This is a genomic window from Rhizobium skierniewicense (assembly GCF_014196515.1).
Classification (GTDB): domain Bacteria; phylum Pseudomonadota; class Alphaproteobacteria; order Rhizobiales; family Rhizobiaceae; genus Agrobacterium; species Agrobacterium skierniewicense.
Genome location: NZ_JACIDV010000006.1, coordinates 172,339 through 194,890, shown reverse-complemented (window position 1 = coordinate 194,890; position 22,552 = coordinate 172,339). Strand labels below are relative to the sequence as shown.

The window sequence follows — 22,552 nt, the reverse complement described above, 5'->3', positions numbered from 1 at the left end:
TTCTGCTTGCGTCCAAAATGTGCCAGTGCGGCAATGGGGATGACAGAACAAAATAACGGGCCGGTGGTTAATATGGCATTAACCATGGAAACATCGAATGTTGCTGGTGGATTTTGATGTTGCTCAACGCGAAAAAGCCCGGTCGGTGCCGGGCTTTTCCTGTCTTTGGCGTGGGCCATTGGTCTTTGGACCAGGCCGGTGTCCTTGACTTACGAGTGGTAAGCCGCTTCGCCGTGGGTTGCGAGGTCGAGACCTTCGCGTTCGGCCTCGACCGGAACGCGCAGACCAACAACCAAATCAACGATCTTGTAGAGGATGATGGAGCCGATACCGGACCATGCAACAGTAACGAGAACGCCCTTGAGCTGCGCCCAGACCTGGGTTGCCGTACCGGCATAGCTGGCGGCGAAGTCGGCCGTGGAATAATCAACGATGCCAGCGCCGCCCAGAGCCGGGTTGACGAACACGCCGGTTAGCAGAGCCCCGATGATGCCGCCAACGCCATGGACGCCAAAGACGTCCGCGGTGTCGTCATAGCCGAACTTGTTCTTCACCGTGGAGACGAAGAAGTAGCAGACCGGAGAAACGATCAGGCCCATGATGATCGCACCCATCGGGCCGACGAAACCGGCAGCAGGCGTGATGACGACGAGACCGGCAACGGCGCCCGATGCAGCACCGAGCATGGAAGCCTTGCCACGGGTAAAGTTTTCCACCAGTGCCCAGCCGACAATGGCAGCGGCCGTTGCAACGAAGGTGTTGATCATCGCCAAGGCTGCATAAGCGTTGGATTCCAGGTTGGAACCAGCGTTGAAGCCGAACCAGCCGACCCACAGAAGGGCTGCGCCAACCATGGTCAGGGTCATGGAGTGCGGAGCCATCATGTCCTTGCCGAAGCCTGTGCGCTTGCCAACCATGATCGCGCCAACCAGACCGGCGATTCCGGCGTTGATGTGAACGACTGTACCGCCGGCGAAGTCGATTGCGCCAAAGCCGAAGATGAGGCCGGTTGGGCCGTCATACGCGCTTGGGCCGCCCCAGAACCACACCATGTGGGCAATCGGGAAGTAAACGAATGTCAGCCACAGGATGGTGAAGAGGATGACTGCGGAAAACTTAATGCGTTCTGCGAAGGCACCGACGATCAGCGCCGGGGTGATGGCGGCAAATGTCATCTGGAAGCAGACGAAAACCAGCTCGGGAATGGCCGAACCCTTGGTGAAGCTTTCCGACAGGGTCGTGGTATCGACACCCGCGAGGAACATCTTGGAGAAGCCGCCGACGAAGCTGTTCATCGAGCCCCCATCGGTGAAGGCCAGAGAGTAACCGTAAGTGACCCAGACGATCATCGCAACGGCCGCGATCATCATGACCTGCATCAGCACCGACAGCATATTCTTGGTACGGACGAGACCACCATAAAACAGCGCCAGGCCCGGAACGATCATGAGCAGGACCAGAATGGTCGAGATCAGCATCCACGTCGTGTCACCCTTATCGACCGTCATGGCCGGGGCAGCGGCTGCAACTGCAGGCGCCGCAGCGTCCTGGGCAAAGGCAAAAGCGGGGGCGAGAAGGGCCGCCGCACCGGCACCAAGCCGGCTGAGTGTTAAAATTCTGTTGAATGGCATGGTTTGAAAACTCCCCTGTCAGCCGAGCTTAAAGCGCTTCTGTGTTTGTTTCGCCGGTACGGATGCGCACGGCCTGTTCAATCGAGTAGACAAAAATCTTGCCGTCGCCGATTTGCCCCGTCTTGGCAGAGGCTGCGATGGCCTCGACAGCCTTTTCGACGAGATCGGAAGCAACGGCGATTTCAATCTTCAACTTGGGAAGAAAGCTGACCGCATATTCGGTGCCGCGATAGATTTCGGTGTGGCCCTTCTGGCGTCCGTAACCCTTGACCTCGGTCACCGTCAGGCCCTGAATGCCGACGCCGGTCAGTGCTTCGCGCACTTCGTCCAGCTTGAACGGCTTGATAATGGCCATCACAATTTTCATCTGGTTTCCCATCCTTTGTTTGTCCTCGGCGCAGAGCCGATTCTCCTCGACGCTGGCTGATCAGTAACAGCGACTGCTCCCCTACATTCAAGGCGCGTGCCAATTCGAGATGGGTTTTTTAAGTTATTGATTTAAAACAATAATAATAAATAAGATTGAAAAATGGGCAACCAAATGCGCCGATGTCGCGCAATCGCTGTGCAAAATTAAAAAAATGATTAAGAATTAATCATTTGCTATTTTGCGGATCAGACCTTCCTGCGCCATGGATGCGACGAGAACACCATCGCGTGTAAACAGGCTGCCGCGCGTCAACCCACGTGCACCAGAGGCGCTGGGGCTGTCCTGGGTGTAAAGCAACCAGTCATCGAGTTTGCAGGGGCGGTGGAACCACATGGCGTGGTCGAGGCTGGCGGCCTGGATGGCCGGATCGAAAATCGTCGTTCCGTGGGCGTAGAGTGATGTGTCGAGCAGGGTCATGTCCGAGAGATAGGCAAGAACCGATGTCTGGTAATGCCGATCATCAGGAACCTGCCCGACGGCTCTTACCCAGATATCCTGTCTCGGATCGAGCTTTTCCTTTGAGACGTAGTGCGCCAGCGAGACGGGTCGAATTTCGATAGGACGCTTATTTTCCCAGTATTTTCGAATGGCGGGCGGTGCCTTGGCCAGAAACGCGTCGCGCATCTGCTCCTCGCTCATCAGGTCTTCCGGCTGTAACACCTTGGGGATCGATGCCTGATGATCGAAACCGTCCTCGTCGCTCTGGAAGGAGGCCGACATGGAGAAGATTGGCTTGCCGTGCTGGATGGCAACGATGCGGCGGGTAGCGAAGCTCGCGCCATCGCGAATACGGTCTACCTGATAGACGATGGGAACGAGTGGGTCACCGGGGCGCATGAAATATGCGTGGAGGGAGTGAACGAAGCGTTCCGCGCACACCGTGCGTTGGGCGGCCATCAGGGCCTGGGCAATGACCTGACCGCCGAAAACCCTTTGCCAGCCGACCTGCGGGCTCGTGCCGCGAAACAGGTTTTCTTCAAGTTTTTCCAGATCCAACGTGGAGATAAGATTTTCCAGCGGGGCTGTGTTTTCAAAAGGGCGCGACATTTTCGACATGCTCCAGCTGTAGGAAGACGTAAGTCCATGGTCTATAGTGCCTTGGTAATATGCACAAGAATGCAGGGAGAGACGCGATGCTGGATGTGGTTGTTGCAGGTGGTGGATATGTTGGACTAGGCGTTGCTGTTGCCATCAAGCAGGGCGCACCTCATCTGAACGTAGAAGTCATCGAGGCCGCGCCGGAGGATGTCTGGAAGAAGGATATGCGGGCGTCGGCCATCATTGCGGCGGCATCGCGGATGCTGGATGTGTTCGGTGTCTGGCAGGAGCTGGTTCCGGAAGCGCAGCCAATCAACAGGATGATCGTGACGGATTCCAGGACATCGGATCCGGTCCGCCCGGTGTTTCTGACCTTCGATGGAGACGTCGCCGATGGCCAGCCCTTCGCGCACATGGTGCCCAATGTCGCCATGGTGGGCGCATTGCGCGGGCTATGCGAGCGGCTCGGCGTAACGATCCGACACGGTCTGGGTGTTTCCGGCTTCGAGGCCGGACATCACAGCAATCTCGTGACGCTTTCCGATGGCTCCACGCTGGAAACACGACTGCTGGTGGCCTGCGATGGTGTCCGCTCGGCGCTTCGCGATATGGCTGGCATCAAGACGGTCCATTGGACCTATGATCAGTCCGGCATTGTCACGACCGTGGAACATGAACGTCCGCATGAAGGTTGTGCCGAAGAGCATTTCCTGCCGTCCGGCCCGTTTGCCATTCTGCCGCTGAAGGGCAATCGTTCGTCGCTGGTATGGACAGAGCGCACAGCGGACGCCGACCGACTGGTGGCCTCCGACGATCTGGTCTTTGAGGAGGAGCTGGAGCGGCGCTTCGGTCACAAGTTAGGGCCTCTCAGACCTGTCGGCCCACGGCGGGCCTTTCCGCTTGGGCTGACGCTGGCCCGCGCTTTCGTGGCGCCACGTCTGGCATTGGCCGGTGATGCGGCGCATGGTATTCACCCGATTTCGGGGCAAGGGCTCAACCTCGGCTTCAAGGATGTGGCAGCACTCGCCGAAACCGTCGTCGAGGCGGATCGTCTCGGCCTCGATATCGGGTCGCTGAACGTGCTGGAGCGCTATCAGTCTTGGCGGCGATTTGACACGGTGCGCATGGGCATCACCACGGATGTGCTCAACCGGCTGTTTTCCAATGATGTCGCCCCCATTCGTGTGGTGCGTGACTTCGGCTTGGGTATCGTCGACCGAATTCCGGGCCTCAAATCCTACTTCATTGGACAGGCAGCTGGGACCAACGAAAAGGGTGGTCCGAGATTGTTGACCGGTCAGCCGCTTTAATCCAGCAACCACGATTCAGGATTTGGTGGGTAGCGGGGTTCAAGCGGGCCAGATAGTGTCGTGAACAAAAGCCGAATCTGTAACATTATCGATTCGTCTCTGATTCGTTCGCAACATGTTCCAGTCGTGGGATACGTGGCAAAAACCGAAGCGAACGAGCCTTTCGCGCGGTTACGCCTTGCCTTTGCGCGCAACGATGGCCATGTGTTGTGTCACAGGCGGACGGAACGGTTCCGAATGGTTCTCAAACAGCAGTTCAGTCGATCTTACGGATAATACGTTGAATTCTCGCCCCATGATCTTGAGCGGCCGCGGTGTTACGGCCGTTCTTGGCCCAACCAATACCGGCAAGACGCATTACGCCATCGAGCGCATGGTTGCCTATGGAAGCGGTGTCATCGGCCTGCCTCTGCGGCTGCTTGCCCGCGAGGTCTACACGCGGCTTGTAGAAAAGGTCGGGGCGCCAAACGTCGCGTTGATTACCGGCGAAGAGAAGATCAGCCCTCCCAAAGCGCAATATTTTGTCTGTACCGTCGAGGCCATGCCGCGTGAAACAACGGCTGCCTTCGTCGCCATCGATGAAGTGCAACTGGCGGGGGACCTCGAGCGAGGGCATATCTTCACCGACCGCATTCTGCATCTTCGCGGGCGTGAACAGACATTGCTTCTGGGGGCGGGCACCATGCGGCCCATTCTGGAAAAGCTTTTGCCCGGCATCGTCGTGGTCGAGCGTCCCCGGCTTTCACAGCTGTTTTATGCCGGTCAGAAGAAAATTACCCGTCTGCCACAGCGCACTGCCATCGTCGCGTTTTCCGCCGATGAGGTCTACGCCATTGCCGAGCTGGTGCGCCGCCAGCGTGGTGGTGCGGCTGTGGTGCTGGGTGCTCTTTCGCCGCGCACCCGTAATGCGCAGGTCGGGCTCTATCAAAACGGCGATGTCGAGTATCTCGTTGCGACCGACGCGATCGGCATGGGTCTCAACCTCGACGTCGATCATGTTGCCTTTGCGCAGGACCGTAAATTCGACGGCTATCAGTTTCGCAACCTGAATGCAGGTGAGATGGGGCAGATCGCCGGTCGTGCCGGTCGCCACCTTCGCGATGGCACATTCGGCGTGACGGGGCAGGTCGATCCATTCGACGACGAGCTTGTGCACCGTGTCGAATCACATCAGTTCGATTCGGTCAAAGTTCTGCAATGGCGCACCAAGAACTTCGATTATTCATCTATTACTAATTTGCGCGCAAGCCTTGATGTGGCACCGACGGTTCAAGGGCTGACCCGCGCCTTGCCTGCCATCGACCAGCAGGCTCTGGAGTATCTTGCGCGCTATCCCGAAATCGTCGACATAACCACCAACTCCGCGCGCGTGGAAAAACTGTGGGAGGCCTGTGCCTTACCGGATTTTCGCCGCATCGCGCCAGCACAGCATGCCGACTTGATTTCGACACTCTATTTCGACCTCGTGAAGCGCGGCACCGTCAACGAGGATTTCATGGCCGAACAAGTGCGGCGGGCGGACCGCACCGACGGAGAGATCGATACGCTTTCTGCAAGGATTGCGCAGATCAGAACATGGACGTATGTATCAAACCGCCCAGGATGGCTTGCCGATCCGACACACTGGCAAGAAAAGACTCGGGAAATCGAAGATCGATTGTCCGATGCTTTACATGAAAGGTTGACGAAACGCTTTGTTGATCGCAGGACATCTGTGCTCATGAGGCGCCTAAGAGAGAATGCGATGCTTGAAGCTGAAATCAGTGTGAATGGTGATGTCTTTGTTGAAGGACATCATGTCGGCCAATTGGCGGGTTTCCGGTTTACACCGGTGGCCGGAGCCGAAGGGCCAGATGCCAAGGCTGTGCAAGGCGCAGCGCAGAAGGCGCTTGCGCTGGAATATGAGGCGCGTGCTGCGCGCCTGCATGCCAGTGGCAACGGCGATCTCGCGTTAAGCTCTGATGGTCTGGTCCGCTGGTTGGGTGAGCCTGTCGCTCGTCTGACGTCTGGCGACAATATCATGAAGCCGCGCGTCCTCATGCTTGCCGACGAGCAGTTGAGCGGCAACGCGCGTGATCATGCCATTGCCCGCGTCGAGCGCTTCGTGAACCACCAGATCGCAACCGTGCTGAAGCCGCTGGACGATATTTCCCGCGCCGAAGACCTTCAGGGTCTGGCGAAGGGTCTGGCGTTCCAGCTTGTGGAAAATCTCGGCGTTCTGTTCCGTCGCGATGTGACCGAAGAGGTCAAGACGCTGGATCAGGACGCACGTGCCTCCATGCGCCGTTATGGCATTCGTTTCGGTGCCTACCATGTGTTTCTTCCCGCATTGCTCAAGCCCGCCCCTGCTGAACTGGTGACGTTGCTCTGGGCCTTGAAGAATGACGGTCTCGGAAAGCCGGGTTACGGCGATCTTATTCCTGTTCTCGCAGCAGGTCGTACATCTGTCGTAACGGACCCAAGCTTCGAGCGGATGTTCTACAAGCTCGCAGGCTTCCGTTTCCTTGGGAAGCGCGCCGTTCGTATCGATATTCTGGAGCGTCTTGCTGATCTCATCCGTCCGCTTTTGCAATGGAAGCCGGGGACGCAGCCACGTCCTGAAGGCGCCTATGATGGCCGTCGTTTCACCACCACCACTGCCATGCTGTCCATTCTGGGCGCGACGCTTGATGATATGGAAGAGATTCTGAAGGGTCTGGGCTACCGTGCCGATCAGGTCAGCGCTGAGGATGCTGCCGCGTTCCTTGGCGACCAGCGCAGTGATGCTGCAAAGACCGAGGCACCGGCTGCTGCTGTTGAAGAGCCTGTACAGCATGATGATGCCGATGCCGAGACGCCTTCGGAAGCACCCGTTGCTAAAGCCGTTGCAGAGGCTCCTGTCGATGTGACAGCAGAAGAAACACCATCGGCTGCGGAAGCATCCGAGACAGTGACAGAGACGGCACAGGAGCCAGCGGCTGAGGTTGCAGAGCCGAAGCCGGTTCTCTTGTGGCGTCCAGGCGGCCGCAACGATACCCAGCGCAGCGACAACCGTCGTCCCGGCAATCGTGGACAGGGTGAACGCCGTGCCGACGGTGGCGAAGACCGCAAGTCCCAGCCGCGTGGCAATGCTGGTCGTGATGGTGCCCCCCGTGACAATGCAGCCCGTGACGGAGATCGCAAACGCGATGGTGGTCGCCCAGACCGCAACAACAGCAATCGCAACGATCGTCCCGATCGCGGCGAGCGCAAGGACCGGCCTGACCGTAACGATCGTGGTGGAAAGCCGCAGGGTCAGCAGCGTTTCGAAGCCAAGCCACCACGCAAGGAGAAGCCGGTGGATCCGGATTCGCCTTTTGCCAAGCTGGCTGCTCTGAAAGACCAGTTGAAGAAGTAAACCATGGGTGAGAAGCAGCAGCCACAGGATGCAGGCCGCCAGCGCCTCGACAAGTGGCTGTTCTTCGCCCGGATTATCAAATCCCGTTCGCTTGCCCAGAGTTATATTCAGTCTGGCAATGTCAGGGTGAACGACAAGCCGGTACGCCAATCGAGTCATTTGCTGAAGCTGGGTGACAGGCTGGAACTCTCTCTGGAGCGTTCAAGCCGTATTCTCGTCGTTCTGGCCTCCGGCGAGCGACGTGGCCCCTATGAGGAAGCCAAGCTTCTCTATGACGACCAGACACCGCCGCCTGCGCCGAACGACCATATGACACCTTTCGAGCAGGCAATGCGAGAGCCGGGCAGCGGGCGTCCGACGAAAAAGGAACGGCGTGCGCTCGACCGGTTTATCCTGGATAGCAGCGAAGGCTCGGAATAATAACCGTGACATAAAAGCTGGTCGGGCAAAACACGTTGCTGTGCATTGGAATAATTCACTCACATGAGCCGTTTTTTTGAAACCGTTTGTCCTTGCTATATTGTGACAAAGGCATTACCTCACTTGCAAAATTGCCCTGTCTGAATTCCGGGCGGAGGCTTGCCTCTCAAGCCCTGTTGTCCGGCCCGTATATCTGGAGTTCTTCATGACGTATGTCGTGACCGACAACTGCATTCGTTGCAAATATACCGACTGCGTCGAGGTCTGCCCCGTGGACTGCTTCTATGAGGGCGAAAATTTTCTGGCGATCAATCCCGATGAGTGCATCGACTGTGGTGTGTGCGAGCCGGAATGTCCCGCAGAGGCCATCAAGCCTGATACCGAGCCGGGTCTGGACAAATGGCTGACGCTCAACGCCGAATATGCCGCCATCTGGCCCAACATCACCGTCAAGCGCGACCCGCTGCCGGAAGCCAAGGAGATGGACGGCGTTTCGGGCAAGCTCGATCTCTACTTTTCGGCGGAACCCGGCAAGGGCGACTAAGCCTTTTTGAGTTCTTTTCAGAACAAGCCCATGGATACAAAGCCTCCCAGCCAACGCTGCGGAGGCTTTTTTATGCCTTCAGTAATGTTATCCTGCACGGCTAGCTTGCAAGGTGGTGGAGAGGAGCGTCAACAAGGCGACGCTTTCCTCCAGACTTTGCCGCTGGCGGCTTTGCAGGATGGCTGCCTGCAATCGGTTCATCTCACGGGCAATCGCTGCTGGTTGCCATGTGCGCAGGGCGCGCTCGATCACGGGTTTGCGGCGGAAATGGATGCCGCGTCCGAGTGTCAGCATCACCTGGCCGGCCTGCTGTTTCTTGTCGTCCATTTCAGCCTGCATCTGGTCCAGCAATTGAAACTGACGCAGGCAGCCTTGCAGCACCAGAAAGATCGGCGTTTTCGAGGCGATGATTTTTTGGGTGGCGTGGAAAAAGGCGTTGCGGTCACCCTTCAATATCGCATCCACTGCATCGTCGGCAGATACGGTGCTGGCATCACCGATGATGGCCATCACGTCGTCTTCCTCGATCACGTCGTGGCCGCGACAATAGAGCGCCAGCTTTCGCACCTCGTTGCGCGAAGCGATCCTGTCGCCGCCGAGCGATTCGGTCAGCCTCTGTCGCGCCGCCGGCGAGATGCGCAGATGTTCGGTCCCAAGTTCCTGATCGATGAGAGCGCTGAGCGCACGTGCATCGTCTGCATAACAGGGAATGGCGGCAATTGCGCGCGAGGGTTCTGCAATCTTGCGAAGTCCTGTTCCCTTTTTGAGGTCGCCGGCTTCGATAATCAGAAAGCTCGCTTCCGGCGGATTGTCGGAGAGAACTTGCAGCGCATCGACCAGTGCCTTCTCATTGGCAGCACCCTTGACCCAGACGAGTTTCTCACCGCCGAAAAGACCGATGGCGTTGACCTCGTCTAGAAGCCGACCGGGATCGCCATGAAGATCGGATGCGGTCAGCTTTAGCGATGCGAAGGCGTCGTTAGGGTCAATGCCTGTCTTGGAGGCAATAAGCGATGCACGCTCCGAGACAAGGCCACGATCGGGCCCGTAAAGCACGAAAACACGAAAACGCTCCGCCGGTTTTTCGGCGAAGCGTTCAAATTCGTGCGACTTGATTTCCGTCATGAAACGGAGCTCAGCGGCTGAGTGTGGCAGCGATGTCCGTACCGATGATCTCGGCAAGCTCCCGTGCTGCCCGGTTTTCACCATCGCGAATGGCGCGAATCTTGGCGAATTCCTGCTGTGGCAGATCAAGCATGGCAGTCACGGCTCGGGTGGCGGTACGCAGAACCTTGCCATCTGACACGCGGGTAATCACGTAGGTGCCGCTCATGCTGACGCGTCCCGGATAAGGACCATCATAGTTATTGCGGCTGATCGAAAGGCTTGTGTCGTCGGTCACTTCCGTCGATGTTGCGGAAGAGCTGACCGTTAAGTTGACCATATAGTCCTTCGTCTTCGGGACGCCTTCGCCTCCGTAAGCAAGGAAAATCAGGCGATTGCGCACTTCCTGCGTGATGCGATCGTTGGCACCTGTAAAGCTGACGCTTTCCAGCTTCTGGCGGGTGCCGGAGGCTTCACCATAGAGCGGGCGCACTTGGCAGCCCGCAAGGACGCCAGCGAACAAAACGATGGAGATTGTGGCTGCTATGCGGCCCCATCTGGAATAGGCATCAAACAACAATGTTCACAATCCTCTGTGGAACCACAATGATTTTCTTGGGTGCAGCACCTGATAGCGCCGATTTGACGACATCCAGTTCAAGCACAGCTGCGCGGACGGCATCTTGATCCGCATCGCGCGTGATTGTCAATTCGCCACGCTTCTTGCCGTTGATTTGGATCGGCATGACCACGTCATTTTCTTGCGTGAGAGCGGGTACGAATTCAGGCCAGGCGCTTTGAGCAACAAGACCTTCATTACCGAGCGCCATCCAGCATTCCTCAGCCAGATGGGGCGTCATGGGCGCGATCAGGCGTACGAGAATTTCAGCGGCGTCACGGGCGGCTGCCTTGGCGGCTTCCGGTTCGCCGCCCTTGGCAATCTCGGCAAAAGGACCCGCCAGCGTGTTGACCAGCTCATAGATGCGGGCAATCGCCTTGTTGAAGGCCAGCTTGTCCAGATCGTCCTGAACCGCCTTCAGCGTCTTGTGGGCCGCCTTGGAAACAGTCAGACCTTCACCCTCGCTTGCAGGCGCGGGCCTGACGGACTTCAATTCTTCGGCGGCTTCACCGATGATGCGCCAGACGCGCTGTACGAAGCGGTGCGCGCCCTCGACACCGGCTTCCGACCAGATGACGTCGCGCTCTGGGGGGCTATCCGACAGTACGAAGAAACGCGCGGTATCGGCACCATAGGATGCGATGATATCGTCCGGATCGACCACGTTCTTCTTCGACTTCGACATCTTCTCGATGGAGCCGATCTGAACCTCGTCACCACCAGACAGCAGGAAGGCGCGGCGCTTGCCGTCGGTTTCCTCGATGCGGATATCGGCAGGCACGACCCATTGTCCGTTCTGGCCTTCGCCAAGACGGTAGGTCTCGTGCACCACCATGCCCTGCGTGAACAGACCCTTGAAGGGCTCCTTCACATCCACATGGCCGGTGGCCTTCATGGCGCGGGTGAAGAAGCGCGAGTAGAGCAGATGCAGGATCGCATGTTCAATGCCGCCGATATACTGATCGACCGGCAGCCAGCGATTGGCAACCTTCGGATCGGTCGGCTGTTCTTCCCAGGGAGCTGTAAAGCGCGTGAAATACCAGCTCGAGTCGACGAACGTATCCATCGTATCGGTTTCCCGACGGGCATCGTGGCCGCATTGCGGGCAAGAGACATGACGCCATGTGGGGTGACGATCCAGCGGATTGCCGGGCACATCGAACGTCACATCGTCGGGCAGCTTGACCGGCAAATCCTTCTTCGGGACAGGCACGACACCACAGACTTCGCAATGGATGACCGGGATCGGGCAACCCCAGTAGCGCTGACGGGAAATGCCCCAGTCGCGCAGACGGAAATTGACCTTGCGCTCTGCCTGTGGCTCGTTGCCGAGCGTCTGTGCCGACAGTTTCGATACGACCGCCTCGAAGGCATCCTTCGTCGTCATGCCGTTCAGGAACTGCGAATTGATCATCACGCCGTCATCGACGTAAGCCGTATCATCGACCGTGAAGGTCTCGGCATTCTCGCCTTCTGGCATTACCACGGCGACCACAGGCAAATCGTATTTGCGGGCGAAATCCAGATCGCGCTGGTCGCCGGACGGGCATCCAAAGATAGCGCCGGTACCGTAATCCATCAGCACGAAATTGGCGATGTAAACTGGCAGTTCCCAAGACGGATCGAGCGGATGCGTGACCTTGACGCCGGTGTCGAAGCCGCGCTTTTCCGCCGTTTCCAACGCAGCCAGGGACGTGCCCTGACGGCGGCACTCGTCACAGAATTCGGCCAGTTCGGCGTTGTTTTCGGACAGCTTTTTTGCGAGCGGATGGTCGGCTGCAATGGCAAGGAACGATGCGCCGAACAGCGTGTCAGGGCGCGTCGTATATACGGTAATGTCGTCAAAGCCCGCGGGCGCGGTGGAGGCAACTGTCTGCCAGCGCAGCGACAGGCCTTCCGATTTGCCGATCCAGTTCTTCTGCATCAGACGAACTTTTTCCGGCCATTGGTCGAGCTGGTCCAGCTCATCCAGCAAATCCTGGCTGAAATCGGTAATGCGGAAGAACCATTGCGTCAGTTCCCGCTGTTCCACCAGCGCACCCGAGCGCCAGCCGCGACCATCGATCACCTGTTCATTGGCCAGAACCGTATGATCGACAGGGTCCCAGTTGACCTTGGACTGCTTGCGGTAAACCAGACCTTTTTCCATGAAGTCGATGAACAGCGCCTGCTGCTTGCTGTAATATTCCACATCGCAGGTGGCGAATTCGCGGGTCCAGTCCAGAGACAGACCCATGGATTTCAACTGGCCGCGCATCGTTGCGATGTTCTGGTACGTCCACTCCTTGGGATGAACCTTGTTCTGCATGGCTGCATTTTCGGCGGGCATGCCGAAGGCGTCCCAGCCCATGGGGTGCAAAACGTTATAGCCGCGCGCGCGCTTGTAACGCGCCACCACGTCACCCATCGCGTAATTTCGTACATGGCCCATGTGGATGCGGCCCGATGGATATGGAAACATCTCAAGAACGTAATATTTCTCGCGTGGATCGCTGTTGTCCGTCACGAAGACATTGTCTTCGTTCCATTTTTGCTGCCAGCGCGGCTCGGCGTCGCGAGGATTATAACGTTCGATGGCCATACTTCTGAAATCCGGGTATCAAGGGGAAAATTCGCGCTGACCTTCACCACGAAACGGCCTATGCGTCAAGTTTGGCAGGGCGTGCGATGGCGCAATCTTGATCAGCAGCGTTTAAATGGTGACATTGTTGCTTGGCATCAAGGCAAGCGGCGGCTACTGAAACCCCTATTGCTTGCTAAAGTGAGGGTTTGATATGGAAATCGAAGCGCGCCTTGAAGACGTCACGCAGAGGATTGCGGGGGTTGCGGAAAAAGCGGGCCGGGAGACTGGTAGCGTCAACCTCGTGGCTGTCTCGAAAACCTTCGATGCCGACATGATCCAGCCCGTGATCGATTGCGGCCAGCGCATATTTGGTGAAAACCGGGTGCAGGAAGCGCAGGGCAAATGGCCAGCACTGAAAGAAAAGACAGGTGGCATCGAACTGCATCTGATTGGCCCCCTGCAGTCCAACAAGGCGGCCGATGCGGTGGCGTTGTTCGACGTCATCGAGACCGTTGATCGCGAAAAAATTGCCCGGGCACTTGCCGACGAATGCAGCAAGCAGGCAAAGGCGCTCCGCTTCTATGTCCAGGTCAATACCGGAATGGAGCAGCAAAAGGCGGGCATCGATCCGCGTGAGACGGTGGCTTTCGTCACCATGTGCCGCGATGTGTTGAAGCTGAATGTCGAAGGTCTGATGTGCATCCCGCCAGCAGACGAGTATCCCGGCCCGCATTTTGCACTTCTGGCAAAACTTGCAAGGGGATGTGGCCTCGAAAAGCTGTCGATGGGGATGTCCGGTGATTTCGAGACGGCCATCGAATTCGGTGCAACGAGTGTGCGAGTGGGATCGGCGATCTTCGGGACCCGATGATCGCGCTTTATTCGATCATAGAAAAAGCCCCGGCATCTCGCAATGCCGGGGCTTTTTGTTGAACGGTGTGGCCAAAGCGGCAGAACGCGTCAATCGAAGGCAATTGCCTTGCCACTGGCGGTCACCGGCGTTCCGTCGATCAAGACGTCGATATCCGATGTGTCTTCATTTCGCTTCACGGCGACCTCGCGGACCACGCCTTCCAGGGTGATCTTTGCCGAGAAACCATCCCAAGCCTGCGGCAATGACGGTGCGATGTGCAGTTTTCCATCGACGCGCGTGATGCCGAGAATACCTTCAACGGCCGCGCGGTAAAGCCAACCGGCAGAGCCAGTGTACCAGCTCCAGCCACCACGTCCCTCGTAGGCGCCCGCGCCGTAAACGTCTGCCGTGACCACATAGGGTTCCACACGGTAGGTTTCCGACGACGGGCGGTCGAGGGCGTGATTGACCGGGTTGAGAAGCGAAAAGCACTTCCATGCATCTTCGCTGCGGCCCAGTTTTGCCAGTGCCAAGACGACCCAAGTTGCAGCATGGGTGTATTGTCCACCATTTTCACGCACGCCCGGCGGATAGGCCTTGATGTAGCCCGGGTCCTGCGGGGAGCGGGAGAATGGCGGCGTGAAGAGGCGGATGATGCCTGTCTCTTCATCGACGAGTTCCTTCATGACCGCGTCCATGGCCTGAACGGAACGCTTCTCTTCGCCTTCGCCGGAGAGCACGCTCCAGCTCTGGCCCAGCGAATCGATGCGGCATTCCTCGCTTGTGATGGAGCCGAGCGGCGTACCATCATCGAAGTAACCACGACGATAGTATTCGCCGTCCCAGCCAGCGGTTTCGAGTGCTGCCCGCAGCTTGTCGCGGTGTGTCTTCCACTTTTCGACCCGGTCGAGATCACGACGTTCCTGCGCGATTTCGATGAAGTCGCGCAAGGTGCCTGCGAGGAACCAGCCGAGCCAGACGCTGGTGCCTTTGCCCGCCACGCCGACACGGTTCATGCCGTCGTTCCAGTCACCACCCAGAATGAGCGGCAGGCCGTTTTCGCCGGTGCGATGGATGGCAAGATCAAGCGCCAGCGCGGCATGCTCGTAAAGAGTTGCCGTCTTTTCGCTGGTTTCCGGCTGGAAGAAGGCGTCGTGCTGACCAGGCGTCAAAGCCTGGCCCTTCAGAAACGCAACGTCTTCTTCGAGGATCGCCTTGTCGCCAGTTGCGGAGATATACTGATGAGTTGCATAGGCGAGCCACACTACGTCATCCGAGATGGTTGTGCGCACACCTGCGCCCGTCAATGGCAACCACCAATGCTGGACGTCACCCTCTACGAACTGGCGTCCGGCTGCGCGCAGGATCTGTTCGCGGGCAAGCTGCGGCTGGTAGAGGAGGAATGCCAGCGTATCCTGCAACTGATCGCGGAAGCCGAAGGCACCGCTCGACTGATAGAACGCGGTTCGTGCCAGAATGCGGCAAGCGAGCGCCTGATAGGGCAACCAGCTGTTGACCATGTGGTTGAAGCCGGCATCCGGCGTGGACACCTGCAACTGGCCGGTAAAGCCCTTCCAGAAGTCCTTGTTGGCCTTGAGCACCGCGTCGAAGTCCGACTGGCGGATGTCATTGACCACGGCGCGCGCCTCATCCGCACTGTCGGCATCCCCCAGATAGAACATGACATGACGTTCTTCACCGGGTTTCAGATGAATTTCCTGCATGATGGCGGCGCACGGAGCACCGTCCAGCTCCAGGCTGCCGGAAAGAGCTGTACCCGAGACGACCGCCTGCGGCGCATAGATCGAGCCGTAGCGGCCGATGAACTCCCGTTTGCTGGTGGTAAAGGCGTTCGCTGGACCTTCCATCGAGAGGAAGGCGGCACGGGCGTTATAGTCGATGCTGTAAGGGTTGGATGCAAACAGCGCACCGGTTTCCTCGTCATGCGTACTGAGGATGAAAGGTGCCGACTTTTGTGCGTTGTTGCCAAGGACCCATTCGACGTATCCATAGGTCCGCAAGCGGCGGTTCTGGGTGCCGACATTGCGCACGGTCAGTCGCGACAGCTTGACCGGTTTTTCGCGATCGACGGTCTGCGTTACCTCGATGTCAAGACCGTCTTCGACGCTTCTGAACACCGAGTAACCCAGGCCGTGACGGGTTTCGAAAACCGCTTCCGGGTTGCGTGACAGCGCTGCAAAGGGCGAATGCACCTTACCGTTTTCGATATCTGCGACGTAGATCGCTTCACCTGGTCGGTTGACGACCGGATCGTTGCTCCATGGCGTCAGCTGGTAGTCACGCGAGTTGCGGCTCCAGGTGAAACCGGCGCCTTCGGCAGAAATATGGAAGCCGAAACGTTCGTTGGAGATGACGTTGATCCACGGCTGCGGTGTGGCCTGACCACCGTGCAGACGCACAACATACTCGTCGCCAGCCTTGGTGAAGCCACCGAAGCCGTTCCAGAAATCCAGATCCTGGGCATCTTCGATCGCTTCTGCGACCGGGAAAACCTTGGCAGGAAGGCGCGCGCCGGCCAATTCGCTGCCTTCAGGCCCACGATGGGCTGCAAACAACGAGACGGCACGGTTGACCTGATCGACGATCTTGCCGTTGCGTACGTGGAGGACGACACGGGACGCTGCCAGCAAAGCCGTCCATGTTTCTTCGTCAATCAAGTCACGACGTACGGAAAACACATGCTGTCTGCCACCGTCGGCGGGATTGATGCGACGCTGCGCTTCGGAGATGAAGTCCAGCGCGTGCTGCATATCCTGAGCGTAGGACGCGGCGCGTTCATTGACGATGACGAGATCGAAGATGACACCACGAGCGCGCAAATATTCATGCGCACTCAGGGCTTCGCGGGCAATATCCATGTCCATATCGTCGTTGATACGAAGGCTGAAGATCGGGAAATCGCCGGAGATCGCCAGTGGCCAGAGCGAACGCTGCGAGGCTAGACCCGTTTTCAGCGTATCTGCATCTGCGCGCAGGTGCATGTCTGGATAGACGAGATAGCGGGCGAGATGCTGGAAGGCCGCAGCCTGCTGCGACGACACGCCCACGTGGCGCATCTGTACCTGGGTGCGGGTCCAGGCATGCACGAGTTCATGCGCAAAGGCATCGGGATGACGATAACGGTCGATCGCCTTGTCTACGTCTTCGCGGCTTGGTGCAGCGATGGTCCAGAAGATGACGCTGACCTTCTTGCCGGCAGGCACGCGCACGACGCGGCGCAAAGACAAGATCGGGTCGAGCGTGAAACCGTCCATTCCCGACAAGGTCGCACCCGGATCGAAGGCTGCCGCTTCACCCAGCGACCGGCCACGGCCGAGGAACTTGGCGCGATCCGTTTCGAATTCGGTCGGGCGGGAAGGGCCAGCATTGTCGGCTGCCAGATGCGCGATGACCGTGCTGGGTTCGCTTGGGCTTCGCTTGTTGCGCCAGGCGCGAATCACATCGCCACGCTTACCAATTTCGGTCTGCACGAACATGCGCGAGAACAGCGGATGAGCGCTATCATCGTCATCATTGGCGATAACGGGCTCCATATAGGAGGTCACTTCAATGTAGCGGTCTTCGGAACCAACATTGAGAAGGGTCACGCGACGGCCTTCGGCGTCGTGCTCGGTAGCAACGATGCATTCGACCACGCTTTGCAGGTCGCCCACCGTCTTGTGGAATTCGGCTCTGTCGTCGGTGAAGACCGTCTTGGTCTTTTCACCTTCGGCAACACGCGGTTCTGCGGTGGCGCTCCACCATTCGCCCGATGCCGTATCGCGCAGGAACAGGAAAGTACCCCAGCGATCTTCGGTCGGATCAGCCTTCCAGCGCGAAATGGCCAGGCCATTCCACTTGGAATAACCCGCCCCCGTTGCCGTCAGCATGGTCGAGTAGTGACCATTCGACAGGAATACGACCTCACGGTCACGTACGGCAGGATCGGCGATGGTCCGCACCTCTGCGCGCAACAGGTCTGCCTGTTCCTTGCCGGGTGTTTCCGGCTCGTATTTGGCACTCATCACAGGGACTTCGCGCGGCGCTTTTTCCTGAAGCAACAATTCGGCCGCTTCGATCACAGGATCGGAGTGGAACAGTTCGCGCAACACACCGTCGAGAACGACGTTGGCAACGGCTGCAATCGACATGCCATGGTGGTGGGCATAGTAGTTGTAGACGACGGCACAGACCTTGCCATCCGGTACGCGGGTCGGCGTGAAGTCGACCGCATCATGGAAGCCATACTGGCCGAGTGCACCCAGCTTGCGTAACTTCTCGAGGTTTTCGAGAGCTGCATCCGGATCGTATTGCGACGCAAGGATGGAGGCGTAGGGCGCGATCACGGCATTCTGGCCCAGACCACGCTTGAGGCCGAGCGTCGGCACACCGAAGTTGGTGTACTGGTAGTTCATATTGTGATCGCGAGCGTTAAAGGCCGCTTCGGAAATGCCCCACGGCGTGCCGAGACGGCGTCCGTGGCTGATCTGTTCCTTGACGATCAGATTGTTGGTCTGGTTCAGAATACCGCCGTGACGCTCCTGCATGACGAGCGGTGGCATGAGGTATTCGAACATCGAGCCGGACCAGGACACCAGCGCGCCTTGCGCGCCGATGGGCACGACCTGACGTCCCAAGCGGTACCAATGTTCTGTCGGAAGATCGCCCTTGGCAATCGCAAACAGGCTGGTGAGGCGGCATTCGGATGCCAGAAGGTCGTAGCAGGCTTCGTCCAGTTCCTTGCTGTCCACGCGGTAACCGATGGAAAGAAGACGGCGATCCTTGCGATAGAGGAAGGCGAAATCCATCGTGAAAGCAAGATCGCGGCTGCGTTCCTGAAGCGACATCAGGCGGTCACGCAGCGGATCGATCGTGGAAAGATCAAACGCGCTGTCGGAAATATGCGCCTCGCAGCAATCGACAAGCGACTGCGCCCAGCGCGTGATCTCGGCACTCTGTTCGTTCTTGACCTCGAGATTGAGGTTGGATGCCAGTTTTTGAATGTCGCGGGCGAGAACGGCCAGGTTGATGACACGGATGGAAGCGAACTCGTGCTCGCGCTTGACGGAGGCCAAGGCGTTGGAAAACCCGATGATGCGCTCCTCCAAGCGACGATGCAGCGGACGCAGGTTCTTGCGGTCGTCCGGCAGTTCCTTCAGCGTTTCGCGCAAGATACCGGCGACGTCGCCGATGCCATCGAGGTTGCCTTGAAGATGAGCCGACGTCGCTTCCGCCCACTGGCGGCATGCCGAGGAAATGGCGATCAGATGACCGGCGAGGTTACCGCTATCGACTGCCGAGACATATTTTGGACCCAGCGTCTGGAGCGTGTCCGTGTGATACCAGTTGTAGAGATGGCCACGATACTTCTCCATCTTCTCGACTGTCTCGATCGTCTTTTCCATCCGCTCGACGGTTTCAGAAAAACTGATCCAGCCGAACTGACGGGCAGAGATCACCGAAAGCAGATAGACGCCGATATTGGTAGGCGAGGTACGGCTGGCAACCATCGGCTCAGGTGTTTCCTGATAGTTGTCCGGCGGCAGATAGTTCTCGTTTGCAGTGACAAAGGCTTCGTAATAGCGCCATGTCCGGCGAGCGATCTTGCGCAATTCGCTCGACACGTGTTCCGATACGAACAGACGATCTTCGGTTTCGGCAGACTGGCTGACGAACCACGCCACTGCTGGCGAAAAGACCCACAGCAAGGCAAAAGGCAGGCCCACCAAGAAGGCGTTATCGCCAGGAAGGGCTGCGAAGGCGAGGCCGATCAGGGCGACGACGGGCGCGTGCCACATCTGTCGGTAATAATCGAAAATGCTACCCTGGGCGCTGCCTTGGATGCTCGCCGCCGTTCGCCATTCCAGCATCAGCTTGCCGCTGACGAACAGGCGATAGAGCGAGCGGACGATGGCGTCCGCCATCATGCAGGCACTATCGGCGATGAAGACGATGCGCAGGGCAACCTGTGCGTTGGTGGCCCGGATTTCAGACCAAAGCGTGTGGAAATGCGCCTGCGGTACAATATCGGTGGAACGTGGCACGAGGCCCGCTGCCAGAGAAATTGTTGGTGCGACGAACAGCGAGAAGATCAATAGAATCTGCCAGATCAATGCGCCGACCGGGCCCATGAAATACCAGCCGAGAACCGACGCGGCAAACCAGGCGATCGGGGTCAGCGACCGGCGAAGATTGTCGATCATCTTCCAGCGACCAATGCCGGTCACGCCGCGCTTCATGTCCATGATGTAGGGAAGCAACTGCCAGTCGCCACGCGCCCAGCGGTGCTGACGCGACACTTCGACTTCATAACGGGTCGGAAAGTCTTCTACCAGCTCGACATCCGTCACCAGAGCGCAACGGGCAAACGAGCCTTCAAGAAGGTCATGCGACAGGACGGCGTTTTCATCGATACGCCCCTTCAGGGCTTTCTCAAAAGCGTCCACATCGTAAAGGCCCTTGCCGGTGAACGTTCCTTCGGATGTCAGGTCCTGATAGACGTCTGAAACCGTAAAGACGTACGGGTCGATCCCGCGGTTGATGGAGAAGACGCGTTGGAAGACGGAGGCGTCTTTGCCGGTGGTGAGTGACGGCGTCACCCGTGGCTGAAGCAGGCCGTAACCATGGATCACACGGCCAGTCTCGGGGTCATGCACCGGGCGGTTGATCGGGTGATGCATCTTGCCGACGAGCTTGGTCACGGCATCGCGCATCAGGCGCGTGTCGGCATCCAGCGTCATGACATATTTGACGTTGGCCGGCACCATATTGGCGCCGTTGAGGAAGGTCGTGTCCTTGTCGCCGCGCAGCAGCATGTTCAGTTCATGCAGCTTGCCGCGCTTGCGTTCCCAGCCCATCCAGCTGCCTTCTGCCGGATTGTAGAGGCGTCGGCGGTGCAGCAGGAAAAAGCGTGTCTTGCCATCAAAGGCATAACGGGCGCTGAGAGCTGCCACTTCGCGCTTGGCATATTCGAGAATTTCGACATCCTCGGGTGACTGCTCATAGGGTGCGTCGCGCCAGTCGCTGATCAGCGAGAAATAAATTTCACCGTGCGGGTTGGCAAGGTAATGCACCTCGATGTTGCGGATCATCTCGTCGACGCTGTCGCGGCTGGTGATCATGCAGGGCACCGCTACAAGCGTGCAGGCATCCTTGGGAATACCCTCCTTGAACTCATAGCCAACAAGACGAAACGGTTTGACAAAAGACGTCACCACCGTGTTGAGCAGTCCCGTGGCACCTTCCGATGCAGGCAGAGCGAACATCAGCAAAAACGCCGCAATGACATACCACGGCATGCCAGCGTCTGCCAAAAACCAGCCGACGATGACCAGCGCCAAGGCCGTCAGTGCGATAACCGGGACCGCAACGGACACCCAGTTGAATTTTCTCATAAAGCGAACGATGCGTTGCGAGACAAGCGGATTGTACTGGATTTTTCTTTCCAGCTCTTCACGACGCTCACCAATCAGGAAACTTCCGACATTGGGCGCATGCGGCTGTTTTTCGCTGGAATTGGCGGCGTCCGTGACCATATCGACGGCGGCCTGCGCCACGTCGATTTCCGTCTTGGGTGAACGACGCGCCAGAAGTTCGACAGTGTTGCGATAGGTGTTGCGCGAACCGAAATCCAGCGTTTCATAATCGGTCTGCTCGCGCAGAACCTTGTCGATATGGCTGACTTCCTCGAACCAGACCGACCACTCCGTGTCGTCGATTTCGCGCAGGCTCTTGACGATGTTACCCATCGTCACATTGCCGGACGCAAGGCGATTATGCTCCGCCATCATGATGTTTTCGGCGTCTGTGCCGATGCTGCTCAGGCGCTCTTCCAGCCAGTTCAGCGCAAAACCAGATGTCTGGGAACCGTTTCTGAGGCGATAGAGGAACTGAGTGGAAAAAGTCGGGTCGCTGACGAGAGATTCGATCTGCTTGAGCAAGGCAGCCGACGCGTCGGCATCGTTGAGGCGGATGATCTCGTCAACGACCTCGTTTGCCTTCTGGCGCATCCGGCGCGAGCGCTCGACGCGGATGGAGATACGGCGTAGATTTTCGATCAGGACGAACCGCAGGATGGATGGTAACGCCCAGAGCTCGCCGATCTGGAGGGTTTTCGATGTCTGGTAGCCTTCGACCAGCGCCGTCATGCTTTCGCGTGAAATCGTGCTGTGCGTATGGGCAACGTAGATCCAGGCGAGTGCCATGACACGCGGTATCGTCGAGTTGCCAATCTTCACAGTCGGTAGCTGACGATAGAACTTGCGCGGGAAGTCGCGGCGGACCTCCTGGATGGCTTCTTCGATCACATAATGGTTGTCCAACAGCCACTCGGCGGCGGGCGTGATCGTTGCGCCGTTTTCAGAATCCACGGCTGTCGAACGATAAACGCGTAGGATTTCCTTTTCGTTTTCACGATGGCGCGCGAAGAAATCGAACTCCATGAAACCTGGAAGGTCCTGGGCACCGGATTTGGAAAGCTCGGCTCCGCAGTCCCTCAACTCCTCAATCGTGAAGTATGCGGAACGAATCGAATCATTGTGATCGATCTGCTTTGTTTCTGAATCACGGGCGGCGGCGGTCGGCGTAATATGAAATGACATCGGCTCGTATTCTGCACTCTTGTGAGGGGTGGCTTGTCTTAACCGGGATTTGTTTCAGATTGCT

The 22,552-nt window shown here is 58.0% G+C and carries 12 protein-coding genes; 5 read left to right on the top strand and 7 right to left on the bottom strand.

Features of this window, described 5'->3' with window-relative positions; all coding sequences use genetic code 11:
* Positions 1 to 209 precede the first annotated feature (209 nt).
* From GGQ73_RS11525 to tesB, 3 genes are all read right to left on the bottom strand, one after another.
* Entirely contained in the window at positions 210 to 1,631 is a 1,422-nt protein-coding gene (locus tag GGQ73_RS11525; protein WP_183896374.1) for an ammonium transporter, read from the bottom strand.
* A 28-nt stretch (positions 1,632 to 1,659) separates the two neighbouring features.
* Positions 1,660 to 2,010, bottom strand: coding sequence for a P-II family nitrogen regulator (locus GGQ73_RS11520; RefSeq protein ID WP_174154308.1), 351 nt, complete (start codon positions 2,008 to 2,010; stop codon positions 1,660 to 1,662).
* Positions 2,011 to 2,223: 213 nt separating this feature from the next.
* Positions 2,224 to 3,108, bottom strand: a complete 885-nt coding sequence (gene tesB, locus GGQ73_RS11515) for an acyl-CoA thioesterase II (RefSeq protein ID WP_174154307.1) — start codon at positions 3,106 to 3,108, stop codon at positions 2,224 to 2,226.
* A 59-nt stretch (positions 3,109 to 3,167) separates the two neighbouring features.
* On the opposite strand from tesB, the gene GGQ73_RS11510 reads away from it, so the two are divergent.
* The 4 genes from GGQ73_RS11510 (at position 3,168) to fdxA (ending at position 8,749) form a co-directional block, all read left to right on the top strand.
* On the top strand, positions 3,168 to 4,409 hold the full coding sequence (locus GGQ73_RS11510) for a ubiquinone biosynthesis hydroxylase (protein WP_183896372.1): 1,242 nt from the start codon (positions 3,168 to 3,170) through the stop codon (positions 4,407 to 4,409).
* A gap of 295 nt (positions 4,410 to 4,704) precedes the next feature.
* Complete coding sequence (locus GGQ73_RS11505) at positions 4,705 to 7,785, top strand: helicase-related protein (RefSeq protein WP_183896580.1); 3,081 nt, start codon at positions 4,705 to 4,707, stop codon at positions 7,783 to 7,785.
* Between the two features lie 3 nt (positions 7,786 to 7,788).
* Entirely contained in the window at positions 7,789 to 8,205 is a 417-nt protein-coding gene (locus GGQ73_RS11500) for an RNA-binding S4 domain-containing protein (protein ID WP_174154305.1), read from the top strand.
* Positions 8,206 to 8,410: 205 nt separating this feature from the next.
* Positions 8,411 to 8,749, top strand: a complete 339-nt coding sequence (fdxA, locus tag GGQ73_RS11495) for a ferredoxin FdxA (RefSeq protein WP_045230952.1) — start codon at positions 8,411 to 8,413, stop codon at positions 8,747 to 8,749.
* An 87-nt stretch (positions 8,750 to 8,836) separates the two neighbouring features.
* Here the strand turns inward: fdxA and holA are convergent, their stop codons facing one another.
* Genes holA through leuS form a run of 3 tightly spaced genes read right to left on the bottom strand, consistent with a single transcriptional unit; the run spans position 8,837 to position 13,053 of the window.
* Positions 8,837 to 9,874: a DNA polymerase III subunit delta gene (gene holA, locus GGQ73_RS11490; RefSeq protein WP_183896370.1), complete on the bottom strand. Its 1,038-nt coding sequence runs from the start codon at positions 9,872 to 9,874 to the stop codon at positions 8,837 to 8,839.
* A gap of 10 nt (positions 9,875 to 9,884) precedes the next feature.
* Complete coding sequence (locus GGQ73_RS11485; RefSeq protein WP_183896368.1) at positions 9,885 to 10,430, bottom strand: hypothetical protein; 546 nt, start codon at positions 10,428 to 10,430, stop codon at positions 9,885 to 9,887.
* Positions 10,423 to 13,053, bottom strand: coding sequence for a leucine--tRNA ligase (leuS, locus tag GGQ73_RS11480; protein ID WP_183896366.1), 2,631 nt, complete (start codon positions 13,051 to 13,053; stop codon positions 10,423 to 10,425). The genes GGQ73_RS11485 and leuS overlap by 8 nt, the downstream gene beginning before the upstream one ends.
* 193 nt (positions 13,054 to 13,246) lie before the next feature.
* Between leuS and GGQ73_RS11475 the strand changes: the two genes are divergently transcribed.
* A complete protein-coding gene (locus GGQ73_RS11475; protein WP_183896364.1) occupies positions 13,247 to 13,906 on the top strand; it encodes a YggS family pyridoxal phosphate-dependent enzyme in 660 nt (219 codons plus the stop codon).
* Between the two features lie 89 nt (positions 13,907 to 13,995).
* Here the strand turns inward: GGQ73_RS11475 and GGQ73_RS11470 are convergent, their stop codons facing one another.
* On the bottom strand, positions 13,996 to 22,488 hold the full coding sequence (locus GGQ73_RS11470) for a GH36-type glycosyl hydrolase domain-containing protein (RefSeq protein WP_183896362.1): 8,493 nt from the start codon (positions 22,486 to 22,488) through the stop codon (positions 13,996 to 13,998).
* Positions 22,489 to 22,552 lie beyond the last annotated feature (64 nt).